Source organism: Nitrosospira multiformis, from assembly GCF_900110185.1.
GTDB classification, from domain to species: domain Bacteria; phylum Pseudomonadota; class Gammaproteobacteria; order Burkholderiales; family Nitrosomonadaceae; genus Nitrosospira; species Nitrosospira multiformis_A.
The window spans coordinates 20,053-34,707 of the sequence record NZ_FOCT01000014.1; the positions used below are offsets into that span (position 1 = coordinate 20,053).

At 55.1% G+C, this 14,655-nt stretch carries 11 protein-coding genes; 8 read left to right on the forward strand and 3 right to left on the reverse strand.

The window, feature by feature from the left end; translation table 11 throughout:
- The first annotated feature begins 16 nt into the window (after positions 1-16).
- The 6 genes from murC (at position 17) to ftsZ (ending at position 6,775) form a co-directional block, all read left to right on the forward strand.
- Positions 17-1,498 carry a UDP-N-acetylmuramate--L-alanine ligase gene (gene murC, locus BMY01_RS13815; protein ID WP_074748598.1) on the forward strand — a complete coding sequence of 494 codons (1,482 nt, stop codon included), beginning with the start codon at positions 17-19 and terminating at the stop codon, positions 1,496-1,498.
- A complete protein-coding gene (murB, locus tag BMY01_RS13820; RefSeq protein ID WP_074748600.1) occupies positions 1,499-2,545 on the forward strand; it encodes a UDP-N-acetylmuramate dehydrogenase in 1,047 nt (348 codons plus the stop codon).
- Entirely contained in the window at positions 2,535-3,455 is a 921-nt protein-coding gene (locus BMY01_RS13825; protein WP_074748602.1) for a D-alanine--D-alanine ligase, read from the forward strand. The genes murB and BMY01_RS13825 overlap by 11 nt, the downstream gene beginning before the upstream one ends.
- Positions 3,445-4,155 (forward strand): cell division protein FtsQ/DivIB, encoded by a 711-nt coding sequence (locus BMY01_RS13830; protein WP_074748604.1) that lies wholly within the window; start codon positions 3,445-3,447, stop codon positions 4,153-4,155. Before BMY01_RS13825 ends, BMY01_RS13830 begins: the two co-directional genes overlap by 11 nt.
- A 79-nt stretch (positions 4,156-4,234) precedes the next feature.
- On the forward strand, positions 4,235-5,473 hold the full coding sequence (ftsA, locus tag BMY01_RS13835) for a cell division protein FtsA (RefSeq protein WP_074748670.1): 1,239 nt from the start codon (positions 4,235-4,237) through the stop codon (positions 5,471-5,473).
- A 132-nt stretch (positions 5,474-5,605) separates the two neighbouring features.
- On the forward strand, positions 5,606-6,775 hold the full coding sequence (ftsZ, locus tag BMY01_RS13840; protein WP_074748606.1) for a cell division protein FtsZ: 1,170 nt from the start codon (positions 5,606-5,608) through the stop codon (positions 6,773-6,775).
- 388 nt (positions 6,776-7,163) lie between these two features.
- On the opposite strand, the gene BMY01_RS13845 is transcribed toward ftsZ, so the two are convergent.
- Complete coding sequence (locus BMY01_RS13845; RefSeq protein ID WP_074748608.1) at positions 7,164-7,616, reverse strand: DciA family protein; 453 nt, start codon at positions 7,614-7,616, stop codon at positions 7,164-7,166.
- A gap of 25 nt (positions 7,617-7,641) precedes the next feature.
- Here BMY01_RS13845 and BMY01_RS13850 point away from each other — a divergent pair, with 25 nt between their 5' ends.
- On the forward strand, positions 7,642-8,559 hold the full coding sequence (locus BMY01_RS13850) for a M23 family metallopeptidase (protein ID WP_074748610.1): 918 nt from the start codon (positions 7,642-7,644) through the stop codon (positions 8,557-8,559).
- 90 nt (positions 8,560-8,649) lie between these two features.
- On the forward strand, positions 8,650-11,403 hold the full coding sequence (secA, locus tag BMY01_RS13855; protein WP_074748612.1) for a preprotein translocase subunit SecA: 2,754 nt from the start codon (positions 8,650-8,652) through the stop codon (positions 11,401-11,403).
- 341 nt (positions 11,404-11,744) lie between these two features.
- On the opposite strand, the gene BMY01_RS13860 is transcribed toward secA, so the two are convergent.
- Both BMY01_RS13860 and BMY01_RS13865 read right to left on the reverse strand, forming a co-directional pair.
- The gene (locus tag BMY01_RS13860; protein ID WP_081353948.1) at positions 11,745-12,311 is read right to left on the reverse strand and encodes a cytochrome P460 family protein; all 567 of its coding nucleotides are present in this window, start codon (positions 12,309-12,311) and stop codon (positions 11,745-11,747) included.
- 202 nt (positions 12,312-12,513) lie between these two features.
- Entirely contained in the window at positions 12,514-14,625 is a 2,112-nt protein-coding gene (locus BMY01_RS13865; protein ID WP_074748614.1) for a M3 family metallopeptidase, read from the reverse strand.
- Between the last annotated feature and the right edge of the window lie 30 nt (positions 14,626-14,655).

The following is a 14,655-nucleotide window of genomic DNA, read 5'->3' on the forward strand; positions in this document are numbered from 1 at the left end:
TGTAAACAACGAAAGTATGAAACACAAAGTTAAGCATATTCATTTTGTGGGCATAGGCGGGTCCGGCATGAGCGGAATCGCCGAAGTACTGCTCAATCTGGGATACAAGATCAGCGGCTCGGATATACATGACAGTGTGACCACCCGGCGACTGAAAAAAATGGGGGCGGCGGTTTACATCGGTCATGCCCGCACTCACGTGGCATCGGCGGATGCAGTCGTAACCTCGACCGCGATTCTGCCCAATAATCCGGAGGTTCTGGCGGCACGGGAGAGCAAAGTGCCAGTGGTTCCACGCGCCATCATGCTGGCCGAGCTCCTGAGGTTGCGGCAGGGGATCGCTATCGCGGGTACGCATGGCAAAACCACCACCACCAGTCTGATCACCAGTGTTCTCGCGGAAGCGGGCATGGATCCCACATTCGTTATTGGTGGCCGGCTGGAGGCTGCCGGCTCTCACGCGAAGCTGGGTCGTGGCGAGTTCATCGTGGTGGAGGCGGATGAATCCGACGCTTCATTCCTTCACCTGCAGCCCGTACTGGCGGTGGTCACCAATATCGATGCCGACCACATGGATACCTACGAGCATGATTTTGGCAAGCTCAAGCAGGCGTTCGTGGATTTTGTACAGCATCTGCCCTTTTACGGCATGGCGGTGCTGTGTGTGGATGATGCCCACGTACTCGAGATCATGCCTGCCATTACCAAGCCTGTAACCACGTACGGGTTATCGGAAACGGCGCAGGTGCGCGCCGCGGATATTCGTCACAGTGAAGGTCAGATGCACTTTACCGCCCTGATAGGGGTTAACGGCAAAACTCGAAAACTCAAAATCGTGCTGAATCTGCCCGGCTTGCACAATGTGCAAAATGCGCTGGCGGCGATAGCCGTGTGCAATGAGGTTGGACTGCCGGATGTTGCCATCGTTCGGGCTCTGGCGGATTTCAAGGGGGTTGACCGGAGATTCCAGCGTTACGGCGAAATTCCCCTGACCGATCACGAAACCGGCAGAAACGGAAGTTTTACCCTGATCGATGACTACGGCCACCATCCCGTGGAGATGGCAGCCACAATCGCCGCAGCGCGCGGCGCATTTCCGGGACGCCGCCTGGTACTGGCGTTTCAGCCGCATCGTTATACACGCACGCGCGACCTGTTCGAAGATTTCGTCAAAGTCCTGTCCACCGCCGATGTACTGCTCCTGACGGAAGTTTATTCCGCTGGCGAAGCGCCCATAATTGCCGCAGACAGCAAATCGCTGGCACGGTCGCTGCGCGTGCTCGGCAAGGTGGAACCCATCTTTGTCGAGCGGGTGGACGAACTGGAGGAGGCGATTCACAGCATCGCCAGGGATAAGGATGTGGTGCTGGTAATGGGAGCAGGATCGGTGGGAGGAGTGGCTCCCACCCTTTCCCGGGATTCGCAGGCCGAAGCGCGTCTGCCGGTCAGTCCTAAAGAAAACAGGGAACCCGCAGTGCTTTTGTTACAGGGCTCCTGAATGGATATGTCGGAAATCAACTTCTCCCTTGATTATGCCGGCGTTCGTGGCGAACTGCGCCATAATCAGCCGATGAAGAACTATACTTCCTGGCATGCGGGCGGGAGTGCAGAGCGCATCTATCTGCCGGCGGACTTGGCTGATCTCGCGGCGTTTCTGCGCGGCCTGTCCTGGAATGAACCGGTATATGTGGTGGGACTCGGCAGCAATCTCCTGGTGCGCGACGGCGGGGTGCGGGGCAGCGTCGTTGTACTGCACGCCCGCCTGAACGATTTGCGGCTGGAACAATCCGACACCGGTCAAATGCTGATTTATGCCGGGGCAGGTGTCGCGTGCGCCAAAGTCGCCCGGTTTGCTGCGCTGCACGGGCTGGGAGGTGCGGAATTTCTGGCAGGTATTCCCGGTACGGTGGGCGGCGCATTGGCAATGAACGCCGGATGCTATGGGACCGAAACCTGGGATATCGTCTCGAGTGTGCAAACCATAGACCGCTCGGGCATGTTGCGCAGACGACCGCCTGGGAATTACGAAATTGGCTATCGGCACGTGGCGTTGAAGGTAGAGGAGAGCAGCGGAAGCCAAAAGGCCGGCGGCACAGAAAATGTCTCTGCCGATTCTCTGATGGACGAATGGTTCTCGGGCGCATGGTTCGGGTTGCCGTGGGACGATGCAGCGTCAGTTCGGCAGAAGATCAAGGAGTTGCTTGCCCGCCGTATCCATACTCAGCCTTTAAACCTGCCTAATGCCGGGTCCGTGTTCCGCAATCCGGAGAATGACAAGGCGGCACGAATCATCGAGTCGTGCGGACTGAAGGAGTTTCGTATCGGTGGCGCCATGGTTTCGCCGCGACACGCAAATTTCATTGTGAACACCGGCGGCGCTACTGCCTCCGACATAGAAGCGGTGATTGCTGCGGTACGTGAAACCGTAAAAAAGCAGACCGGCATCGAACTGAAACAGGAGGTGCGCATTATCGGGCTCCCCGCCAGACCCGAGTTACGTGTCTCCCAGACTGCTTACAGAAAGGATGGTGGATATGGCGGGTAGTCATGACTTCGGGAAAGTCGCGGTTCTCCTCGGAGGACGATCAGCGGAGCGTGAGATTTCCCTTGAAAGTGGTAAAGCCGTACTCGATGCCCTGCGCCGCTGCGGAGTGGACGCTCATCCATTCGACCCCTCCGAACAGCACGTGGACGCGCTTTTGCAGCAAGGATATGCGCGTGCTCATATCGCCCTCCATGGCCGTTATGGCGAAGACGGGACAGTCCAGGGTGCGCTGGAGTTGCTGGGGATTCCCTATACCGGGAGCGGCGTGCTGGCCAGCGCTTTGGCGATGGACAAATGGCGTACCAAATTGCTCTGGCAGTCCGCGGGCATCAACACGCCGCGCCATATCCTGCTCGATGAGCAGAGCGATTTTGATGCAGTGGCAAAAGAGCTGGGTCTGCCGCTGATTGTAAAACCTTCGCGAGAGGGTTCCACCATTGGCTTGAGCAAGGTAAGGGAGGCAGGGGAAGTCGCTGACGCATGGCGCCTTGCTGCCCGCCATGATGCCATGGTGCTGGCGGAGCAGTTTATCGAAGGAATCGAACTCACGGCTTCCATTCTCGGAGATGTTGCGTTGCCGCTGGTGCGAATTCAGGTCGAGGGTGATCTGTACGACTACGAAGCCAAATACCTGTCGGACAGGACGCAGTATTTCTGCCCGAGCGGCGTGCCCGAGGAGCAGGAGTGCCTCATTCGGAAACAGGCATTGCAGGCGCACAGATTGTTGGGCTGCGAAGGTTGGGGAAGGGTGGATTTGATACTGGATAAATCGGGGACTCCCTATTTTCTCGAAGCGAACACGTCCCCCGGGATGACCACCCATAGTCTTGTTCCCATGGCGGCAAAAGCGGCAGGAATATCCTTCGAAGAGCTGGTGCTGAAGATACTGGGACTGGCCCATGTGGGATAACCATCAGGCGTTGAATCAGGTGGCGGACTGGCTGTTTACGTTGGCGGGACTGACAACGATCTACCTTATGGTCCAGTGGATGATCCATCTGCCGCTGCTGCCTCTGAAGGAAGTCCATATCAGGAGCAACAGCGGCAGCGGCGAGCTGAGGCACGTGACGCGAGAACAGGTTTCTGACGTGGTTCATCGCGAAGTGGGAGGAAATTTTTTAACCATTGATCTTGAGGCTGCGCGGCACACGTTCGAAAAACTGGCCTGGGTAAGGGTGGCAAGTGTTCGGCGGATCTGGCCGAATGGGCTCGACGTGGTGGTCGAGGAGCAGGTGCCGCTGGCACACTGGGGCGACAGCGCTCTGGTCAACAGGCAGGGAGAGATATTCAATGCTACCTCGAATGAGCCGATGCCGATATTTGAAGGACCAAGGGAGAGTGTTCGTGAAATGGTGCATCAGCATGCAGTTTTTACCAGATTGCTACAGCCGTTGAAGCAGGACGTCGAGCAGGTGGAACTTTCACCCCGGCGCGCATGGCGGGTTCGTCTCGGGAACGGAACGATACTGGAGCTCGGGCGAGAGCACCTGGAGAAGCGGTTGGAGCGCTATGTACAGACGCACGATCTGGTCGTGGCGCGATTGAATCAACGTTTGAGTTATGTAGACTTACGTTATGTCAGTGGTTTCGCAGCGCGTGGAACGCGATAGCAGTGAAGCTCCCCAGGAGCAGACAGGCAGGATTTCCGGAAATCCCGTGGAGCGGGAGGAAGCAGGGATTGCAAGGCAAATGAATAGAGGCAGTGAAGCTAAAAATCTGGTTGTCGGCATTGATATCGGCACTTCGAAGATTGTGACCGTCGTCGCTGAAATGAAGCCCGAAGGCGGATATACAGTGATCGGCATGGGCAGTCATCCATCACGGGGTCTGAAGAAAGGTGTGGTCGTCAATATCGATGCAACCGTGAACGCGATTCAACGCGCGCTGGAGGAGGCGGAGTTGATGGCGGATTGCAAGATCCGCGAGGTTTATACCGGTATTGCAGGGAGTCACATCAAGAGTTTCAATTCGCACGGGATGGTGCCTATCAGGAACAAGGAGGTATCCCGGCAGGATGTGGAGCGGGTGATGGAGACGGCAAAGGCCGTGAATATACTGAACGACCAGCAGGTGCTCCATGTGCTCAACCAGGAATTCATCATAGACGAGCAAGAGGATGTTCTGGAACCAATTGGCATGAGCGGCGTACGGCTCGAAGTCAAGGTTCATATCGTTACGGGTTCGGTATCGGCTGTTCAGAACATCCTGAAGTGCGTGCGCCGCTGCGGGTTGGAAGTGCGCGACCTGGTGCTGCAGCCTCTTGCTTCCGCAATGGCCGTTTTATCGGAAGATGAGAAAGACCTGGGGGTTTGCCTCCTGGATATCGGCGGAGGTACGACCGATATCGCGATATTTACCCGGGGTGCCATTCGCCACACCGCGGTGATTCCGATTGCCGGAGATCAGATTACCAATGATATTGCGTTGGCGCTGCGCACCTCTCCCAGCGATGCCGAAGACATTAAGTGCCGCTACGGATGCGCGTTGCGCAGCATGGCTGATCCGCACGAAATGGTGGAAGTGGCGGGGGTGGGCAACCGGAGTGTCCGTCATCTGTCGAGACAGACATTGGCGGAAGTCATCGAGCCGCGCGTGGAGGAGCTCTACTCGCTCGTGCAGGCCGAGCTGCGGCGCAGCGGTTTCGAAGAATTGCTGTCATCAGGGATCGTGATCACGGGCGGCAGCAGTTCTCTGGAAGGAATGGTGGAGCTCGGTGAAGAAATATTTCACATGCCGGTGCGACTGGGATTGCCCAAATACCACGGCAGTCTCGAGGAAGTGGTGGTCACACCAAGATGCTCCACTGGAATAGGCTTGATCCTCGCAGGAGTGGACCAGCTGCAACAGCACGAGCAAACCAGGCTGGAGGGCAATTCATTCTCGCGAATCCTGGACAGGATGAAAAGCTGGTTTCAGGTCAATTTCTGAGGTGCTGGCTGCGTGCCGGCATGGAGAGTTTGAAAGCAACACTTTGCACCTGGCAAGTGCGAGCGCGAATTGCATACCGCCAGGGGATCGACGAGTAACGTTTATTGTTTGAACATAAAAGGGAGGTATGTGATGTTCGAAATCATGGATACACAAACACAGGAAGCTGTTATCAAGGTCATCGGCGTGGGTGGGTGCGGGGGTAATGCTGTAGATCACATGATGGAAAACGGTGTGCAAGGCGTCGACTTTATTTGCGCCAATACCGATTCACAGGCATTGAAGCGCAATCAGGCGCGTACCCTGGTGCAATTGGGATCGACGATCACCAAGGGATTGGGGGCCGGCGCCGATCCAGAGATTGGACGGCATGCCGCACTCGAGGACCGCGACCGCATTGCCGAGCTGATTGAAGGGGCGGACATGTTGTTCATTACCGCAGGCATGGGCGGCGGAACCGGAACAGGCGCTGCGCCGGTAGTGGCTCAGGTTGCAAGGGAAATGGGAATTCTGACCGTCGCCGTGGTCACGAAACCTTTTGTATTTGAAGGCAGGCGCGTGAGAGCGGCCCAAGCGGGACTGGAAGCGCTTGCGCAATACGTTGATTCCCTGATTGTGATTCCCAATGACAAGCTGATGGCAGTGCTGGGAGAAGAAGTCAGCATGCTGGATGCATTCAAGGCAGCCAACAACGTGTTGTATAGCGCCGTCGCCGGTATCGCCGAAGTGATCAATTGTCCAGGACTCGTCAATGTCGATTTCGCCGATGTGAAAACGGTGATGTCCGAAATGGGTATGGCCATGATGGGGTCAGCGATTGCCTGTGGTCCCGATCGCGCTCAGGCCGCAGCCGAGCAGGCAGTTGCAAGTCCCTTGCTGGAGGATATCAATCTTGCCGGTGCGCGTGGGGTACTGGTAAATATCACCGCCAACGCCGCAATGAAGATGCGCGAGGTACATGATGTAATGAACACGATCAAGGACTTCACCGCCGAGGACGCTACCGTAATCGTCGGAACCGTCATTGACGACGATATGCATGATGATCTGCGTGTGACCGTGGTGGCGACCGGTCTGGGCGGAGTCGGCCTGGGAGGCGCCACTCGCGTCCCACCCAAGCCCTTGAGCGTTGTCCACCCGCGGACCGCCATAGATAATATCGACACCATGAATTGGAAGGACTCGGAAGGTCCTGCTTCGATCCGAACCAACAGGCAGCGGGATGCAGCTGTCGAAGCGATGAGGCAGTCAGGGGTGGATATACTGGATATTCCAGCATTCCTGAGAAAACAGGCCGATTGAGCAACGGCTACCGGTTACATCCGGTCTGGAGCGAGATTCTCCAGCAGCATTGGCTGCACTGAATATTTTTGCCTTCTGATCTACTTGACGCACGTTCAGAAGCGCAGATGGGCAGAACAGGTTGTAATCATCGGGAGTTTTTTCTTGCAGGTCGTCTCGGCAAACTGAGCGACCCGCTATTTCCTGCGATGGAATATTCTCCTTCGCTTAGGTAGCGTTCAGCGCAGCGCTCGTTCATGCGCGGCAATTTGCCGATTTCAATCTGATGGCTGGATATCCCGCCTTCTGTCCTTGTTCTCTTCCGATTTTGCTCCCCTTTGGTCGGCTCGCGGTTTTGTTCGGGTTCCAGGGATAAAAACAGGGATAGAACAAGGCATCGCCTTTTCTTTCAGAGTCTCCTTCCCTGTTTTTCCAGCAGCGACTCCACCGCGGTTTTCAATGGCGAATCTTCCAGACCCGCAGCCAGGACATTCAGGCTCTTGATGCCCTCTTTATCTATTTGGCGTTTTTTGTCCGGGAAATCATTTCCGCGAATGTCGCTGTAATTTGCTTGCACAGCAATCCGAATTGCAGTAACCTCGTACCCGGCTGCCTGAAGCTTTAATAATAATGATGGCAGCATGTGTCTGAGTTTTGCAGCAATCGCACCGTTATCCGCGCAAATTGTCAGGCTTCCTTCAGAGAAGCCACCTAAAGCGCAGTGCTTGCCCAAGTTAGGGGGCATAATTTTCTTAAATGCCCGTTGCATCTCGGTTAACTTTTCCACGTGATTGAATAACCGCTGATGCTCAGGCGTCAGCCTCAGGGTCCCAAGGTAGAAATCGATCTTGCGGGCAGTCATGGCTGAATCATGATTAGGGGAGAAGATGAATATTATTCTAATTTCCAATAATTCGGCAAAAGCAAAAACCCTGACTTTAACCACTAAGCACCTTACGCTCGTGGTTTTAGGGTTCCTTTTTGCTTCCATGCTGATGGCGATGGTACTCAACTATATATCCTTGCAATATGCAGACAAGATCGACAGTCCCACATTGAGATCACTGGTTTTAAGCGCACAGCAGGAGGAGCAGCAGAAAACGCAGTCTTATCTGCGTGACAGCCTCAATGCCATGGCGATCAAGATGGGCCAGATGCAGGCCCAGCTACTGCGGCTCGATTCCGTTGGCGTGCGACTGGCAGAGCTAGCCGGCATGAAGCCGCAGGAATATCTGTTCAACCAGAATCCGGGGCAGGGAGGTACCTTGTCTACACAGCAATTACAGGATATCTCATTTACCGAATTCAACAGTCAGATACAGGAGTTGGCACGGACGCTGGATGATCGCACCGACAAGCTCGATGCCCTGGATTCGCTGCTGATGCAGGACAGGCTCAGGAAGAAGTTTCTTCCATCGGCAATGCCGGTAGAGGGGAAGGCGTACTCTTCCGGTTTCGGCCTGCGTATCGATCCTTTTTCCGGAAAGCGCCATTTTCATGAAGGCATCGACTTCATAATGCCTGCCGGATCGCCCGTTCTCGCAGCGGCGGGGGGCGTGGTAGTGTATTCCGATTATCATCCTGAGTATGGTAATATGATTGATGTTGACCACGGCAATGACTTTGTCAGCCGCTATGCTCATGCCTCCAAGCGCTTGGTGAAGGTGGGCCAAGTGGTGGTGCGTGGACAGAAGATTGCGGAAGTGGGCAGCACAGGCCGCTCTACCGGTCCGCATCTTCACTTTGAAGTCAGGCATAGAGGCTCGCCGCAAAATCCGTCACGGTTCCTGAAGATGCCGGGTTGAGCCGGGATAAATACTTTGCAGTGGGGGGTGAGGCCGAAAAAACCTCACCCCCTATTTTTTTGACGATCGCTTAATAGAAATAGAATTTTCATGCTCAACAATCTGCTCAAAAAAGTGTTCGGGAGCCGTAACGACAGGCTCATCAAACAGTATTCACAGACCGTGACGGCGATCAATGCGCTGGAAGCGAAGATCGCGGCGCTGAGCGATGCTGAATTGCGTGGAAAGACCGAAGAGTTCAGGCAGCGCATCGGGGAAGGAGCCGATCTCGATATGCTGCTGCCGGAGGCATTTGCAGTCGTGCGCGAAGCAGGCAAGCGCGTGCTCGGAATGCGTCATTTCGATGTGCAGTTGATTGGCGGTATGGTGCTTCACGACGGCAAGATTGCCGAAATGCGGACAGGTGAAGGCAAGACACTGATGGCAACTTTGCCTGCTTACCTCAATGCGCTGGCGGGCAAGGGGGTGCACCTCGTCACCGTGAACGATTATCTGGCAAAGCGCGATGCCGAATGGATGGGGCGCATCTATCGATTCCTGGGGATCAGCGTAGGCGTGATTCTGTCCCAGATGGATCATGGCAACAAGCAGGCAGCCTACGCGGCCGATATAACCTATGGCACCAACAACGAATACGGATTCGACTACCTGCGCGATAACATGGTGACTCATCCGCTCGAGCGGGTGCAGCGTATGCTCAATTTTGCCATAGTCGATGAAGTCGACTCCATCCTGATCGACGAGGCGCGTACTCCTTTGATCATTTCGGGGCAAGCGGAAGGCAACACGGACGTTTATGTGCGCATGAACACGCTGATTCCAAAACTGGTCCGGCAGGAAAACGAGGACAGTCCGGGGGATTTCAGCGTGGATGAGAAAGCCCAGCAGGTATTGTTGAGCGAGTCAGGGTTCGAGCACGCGGAAAAATTGCTGGTCCAGAGCGGACTGCTTCCTTCCGGAACCAGCCTGTATGATCCCGCCAACATCAGTCTCGTTCATCACCTTTACGCTGGTCTGCGCGCGCACGCCTTGTTTCATCGGGACCAGCACTATGTGATTCAGAATGGCGAAGTCGTTATCGTCGATGAGTTTACCGGACGGCTCATGTCAGGCCGGCGTTGGTCCGAAGGCTTGCATCAGGCGGTGGAGGCAAAGGAAGGCGTTACCATCCAGAAGGAGAATCAGACGCTCGCCTCGATCACCTTCCAGAATTATTTCCGGATGTACGAGAAACTGGCAGGCATGACCGGTACTGCCGATACCGAAGCTTACGAATTCCAGCAGATTTACGGACTGGAAACCGTGATCATTCCGACCCACCGTCCCATGATACGTGTCGATCGGATGGACCAGGTATTCCGCACGATGGACGAAAAGTACCAGGCAATCATCGCGGACATCAAGGACTGTCAGGAGAGAGGGCAACCTGTTCTGGTGGGTACCACCTCGATTGAAAACAACGAACTGCTTTCCTCCCTTTTGACTCGCGAGAAATTGCCGCATCAGGTGCTGAACGCGAAGCAGCACGCGCGGGAGGCGGAAATCGTTGCCCAGGCGGGTCGTCCGAAAATGATCACCATCGCCACGAACATGGCCGGGCGAGGCACGGACATCGTGCTGGGCGGCAATCCCGAGCCTGAGTTCGAGCGCATCCGTTCCGACGAAAGCCTGGGCGAATCAGAGAAAACAGAACGGATTGCCGAACTGCAACAGCAGTGGCAGACCCTCCATGATGAAGTGCTGGAAAAAGGAGGGTTGCATATCATCGGCACCGAACGCCATGAATCTCGTCGCGTAGATAATCAGTTGCGTGGCCGGTCCGGCCGCCAGGGAGACCCTGGTTCCAGCCGGTTTTTTCTATCGCTGGAGGATGCATTGTTGCGCATTTTTGCCTCCGACCGGGTAGCAAGCATCATGCAGCGGCTCAACATGCCGCAGGGAGAAGCCATTGAACACCCCTGGGTGACGCGCGCAATCGAGAACGCGCAACGCAAGGTGGAAGCGCGCAATTTCGACATACGCAAGCAACTGCTAGAGTACGATGACGTTGCCAATGACCAGCGCAAAGTCATCTACCAGCAGCGCAATGAACTGCTTGAGTCGGAAGATATAACCGAAACGACAACCGCGATGCGGGCAGACATGCTGCGCAATCTCATCACACTCCATGTGCCGCCGCAAAGTGTCGAGGAGGAATGGGACATTCCAGGACTGGAGAAGGCGCTGGCCGCCGAGTATCACCTGACCCTGCCCTTGCGGGAATGGCTGGAAAAGGAACCGGATTTACATGAGGATAGCCTTCATCAGCGCATCATAGAGGCGGCGAATGCGCTCTATTCCGGCAAGGTGGAGCAGGTGGGAGCGCCTATCATGCATCAGTACGAGCGCGCGGTCATGCTGCAAAGCCTTGACATGCACTGGCGCGAGCATCTCGCCTCACTGGATCATCTGCGCCAGGGAATTCATTTGCGTGGATATGCGCAGAAAAATCCCAAGCAGGAATATAAGCGCGAAGCTTTTGAACTCTTCACGTCCATGCTCGAAGAAATCAAGGCGGAAGTCAGCAAGACGCTCATGGCCGTACAGATCAGAAGTGAGCAACAGGTGGAAGCCGTGGCGGAAACCCACCACGCCCCAGTCAATGTACAGTACCATCACGCTGCTTTTGAAGAAGCGCTGGGTGAAGAAGAAAGTCCCGAGAGTATTGGGGAAGATATCGAAGGCCGGGAGCGTCCGCAGAAACATCAGCCGTTCGTCCGCCAGGGAGAAAAGATTGGACGTAACGACCCGTGTCCCTGTGGCTCAGGAAAGAAATATAAACAGTGTCATGGCAAGCTGAATTAATCTCTCCGTTTATCTGCGCAGCTCCGTCTATTTTGGTCTGCAATATGGCGCAGCGCGAAGAACATCTCAGTTACGGTAACGGCTATGCGTGCGGCGATAAAGAAGCCGAGAGGGGGCGATGCTGATACCAGTCCCTCCGCCTAACGGGATAGCCGGAAAGAAAAGGGACTGACAGAAACGGGGCTCGGCAGGATAGCAGGATGTAATCCGACTGCCTTAAGTGGACTCTCGTCGGTTTTGCCGCCGAGAGGCGACTCGGCGGCGGGATGCAGCCAGCGGTTGCTTCCTGAAACAGTTTCAATACACAGTCTTAATGCGCGGTTTCAATACGTCGATGCCGATCAGCCTGCCCGCTTCTGGAAATACTCGTCGTAGCGGAAAATATAATCTTTGTCTTTCAAAGGCAGGTGGCATCCGCGGCAGGTATTGAGATCATCGGGCGCTTTGGTTTTACCGTCCGCCATATACATTGAATATACCCAGTCTCCATTCCTGAGTTCTGGCGGTACGCTTTCACCCCACCCGGCTCCTTTCGCCATCACGCCGACTTTCTGCAATTCCCCTTTGACGAGCTTGCCGTCCGGTCCCTTGAGCGGCGTTCCGTCAGCCGCCTCGCCTGCCTTATAGATTTCCATCACCGTAATGGTTCCGTTAGGGAAGGCCTCTCCCATCTTGGTCTCGTAACCGGTAGGGTTGATATAGATTTCCCGGATTTGCTTATTGTCCGGGCGCTGTACTTCGGATAGAAACTTGGGCCAGCTTTTATAGTTATCCGGCAACGGCAGTTCACCGTCACTATATTTCTGCGTCTGCTCCTCCACTTTCGGTGCGGGCGGCTTTTGCGCGCAACCCGCCAATGCTATTGTCAGCATCATTGCCGTAATGACTTCCCGTGTCACACCTTTCATCTGATTTTCTCCTATAGTCGATGCTGCTGAGTTACTTATGGTTTTTCACATTCCTGGATTCAAATAATCGAATTGCCGGGATTTTCTCGCGATTGCAGGTTGTAACCGGTATAGGGGAAAGCATGAGCCTCGTATTCTGGATTCCGAATCCAGTTGCAGGATGAGGTTGATTTAAGTTTCATTGCCCTTTTTTCTCGGCGTGTCATGCAGGCGCTGGCGCCATGCCGTTATGCCGCAGGAGCGCATTTATTTCTGGCCCGCGTCCCCGGAACGCAATAAAAGATTCCAATGCCGGCCGGCTTCCACCTACTGCGAGAATTTCTTTCCAGAAGCGTAGTCCGGTTTCAGAATCGACTACGGTACCCGCGGGATTTTCCTCGAACATGCTGTATGCATCCGCGGACAATACTTCCGCCCATTTGTAGCTGTAATATCCGGCGGCATAGCCTCCGCCGAAGATATGCGAGAAACTGTTGGGAAAGCGGTTGAATGCGGGAGGAATGATGATGGCAACCTGCTCGCGGATTTCATCGAGCAGTTGCTGCGCGGTTTTCCGGCCATACGGATCGAAATCGAAATGCAAATGCATGTCGAACAATGCAAACTCGAGTTGCCTGAGCATCTGCAGGCCGCTCTGGAAGTTCTTCCCCGCCAGCATCTTGTCGAAAAGTTCACGCGGCATGCACGCGCCCGTATCCACGTGCCTTGCCATCCTGCTGATGACCTCCCATTCCCAGCAGAAGTTTTCCATGAACTGGCTGGGCAACTCCACCGCATCCCATTCTACGCCATGAATGCCGGATACGCCGAGGTCATCCACCTGGGTTAACAGGTGATGGAGGCCATGTCCGAATTCATGAAACAGAGTAATGACTTCATCATGAGTGAACAGGGCAGGGCGAATTTTCTCTCCATGAGAGACAGGTCCGGAAAAATTACAGTTGAGGTATGCGACGGGCGCTTGAACCGCGTATTCCCGATTGTCCGCGCTCCCAATATACCGGCGGCGGCTGATCGCATCATCCATCCAACCTCCTCCCCGCTTGCCGGGTCGTGCGTAGAGATCGAGATAGAATCGGCCGATGAGCTTTCCCTCACTGTCGGCTATATTGAACAGTTTGGCATCCGGATGCCAGAGTTGAATCGTGGTCGCTTCCACCGGAGTGATGTTGATGCCGTAAAGATTCTCCACCAGACCAAACATACCCGGCAGCACGCTCGTTTCCGGGAAATAATGCTTTACTTCCTGTTCTGAGAAGGCATAACGCTCGAGGCGCAGCTTTTCGCTGACGTACGCCAGATCCCACGCTTCGAGGGTATCCAGTTGCAGCTTGTCGGCTGCAAACTGGCGCAACTCCTTCAGGTCGCGTTCGGCATAGGGCTTGGCCTTGTCGGCGAGCTCGCCAAGAAAGTCCAACACCTGGGCCGGAGTAGACGCCATCTTCGTCGCCAGCGATACTTCGGCATAGCATTCGAATCCGAGCAACTGCGATTCTTCCTTGCGCAGTTCAAGTATTCGGGCAATGAGTGGAGTGTTATCCAGATTGCCCATATCCTCGGATGGAAGGGCGGCTGCGCTCAGTTCGCTGGCACGGGTGGAGTAGGCGCGGTACATTTTTTCACGCAGCTCCCTGTTGTCCGCGTATTGCATAAGAGGCAGATACGAAGGCGCGTGCAAGGTGAACTTCCAGCCAGTCGCATTATCTCTTTCCGCAACTTCTCTCGCTGTTTGCAATACATCATCAGGAATACCGGAAAGCTCACCGGCGTCCTCCACGTGCAATACAAACGCGTTGGTGGCGTCCAGAAGATTGTCGTTGAAGCGCGAGCCCAGCGCTGACAGCTCTTCCTGAATCTGGAGGAAGCGCGCTTTCTTCTCGGCAGGCAGTTCTGCTCCGCCCAGCCGGAAGTCCCGCAACTCATTCTCGATGACCTTTTTCCGGGCGGTGCTCAGTCCTTCGAACTCCCTGCTGCCGCGCAATTCCTTGAATTTTTCGAACAGCGCCTGATCCTGGGCCAGCTCCGCATAATACTGCGTGACAAGAGGCAGGTTGGCGTTATAAGCCTCGCGTAGTTCCGGGGTGTTTACCACCGCATTCAAATGGGATACCTGCCCCCATGCACGGGAGAGCCTCTCGTTGGCATCCGCCATGGGTTGAACGAAGTTATCCCAAGTCGGCAAATCGGTGTCCTCCCGTATTCGTCCAATGAGGGCGCGATTTTCATCCAGCAATTGACTTACAGCCGGTGTGATATGTTCGGTACGAATCTCGGCAAAGCGCGGCAATCCGGAAAAATCGAGCAGAGGGTTCATTGATGGAAATTCAGTCAGTTTGAAAGAAGA

Bases quoted from the DNA above. Each gene is read 5' to 3' on its own strand.
- BMY01_RS13860 (WP_081353948.1), bottom strand. From the start codon at position 12,311: ATGAAAGGTGTGACACGGGAAGTCATTACGGCAATGATGCTGACAATA.
- BMY01_RS13845 (WP_074748608.1), bottom strand. From the start codon at position 7,616: ATGACTGCCCGCAAGATCGATTTCTACCTTGGGACCCTGAGGCTGACG.
- ftsZ (WP_074748606.1), top strand. From the start codon at position 5,606: ATGTTCGAAATCATGGATACACAAACACAGGAAGCTGTTATCAAGGTC.
- BMY01_RS13825 (WP_074748602.1), top strand. From the start codon at position 2,535: ATGGCGGGTAGTCATGACTTCGGGAAAGTCGCGGTTCTCCTCGGAGGA.
- BMY01_RS13830 (WP_074748604.1), top strand. From the start codon at position 3,445: ATGTGGGATAACCATCAGGCGTTGAATCAGGTGGCGGACTGGCTGTTT.
- BMY01_RS13865 (WP_074748614.1), bottom strand. From the start codon at position 14,625: ATGAACCCTCTGCTCGATTTTTCCGGATTGCCGCGCTTTGCCGAGATT.
- ftsA (WP_074748670.1), top strand. From the start codon at position 4,235: ATGAATAGAGGCAGTGAAGCTAAAAATCTGGTTGTCGGCATTGATATC.
- murC (WP_074748598.1), top strand. From the start codon at position 17: ATGAAACACAAAGTTAAGCATATTCATTTTGTGGGCATAGGCGGGTCC.
- murB (WP_074748600.1), top strand. From the start codon at position 1,499: ATGGATATGTCGGAAATCAACTTCTCCCTTGATTATGCCGGCGTTCGT.
- secA (WP_074748612.1), top strand. From the start codon at position 8,650: ATGCTCAACAATCTGCTCAAAAAAGTGTTCGGGAGCCGTAACGACAGG.
- BMY01_RS13850 (WP_074748610.1), top strand. From the start codon at position 7,642: ATGAATATTATTCTAATTTCCAATAATTCGGCAAAAGCAAAAACCCTG.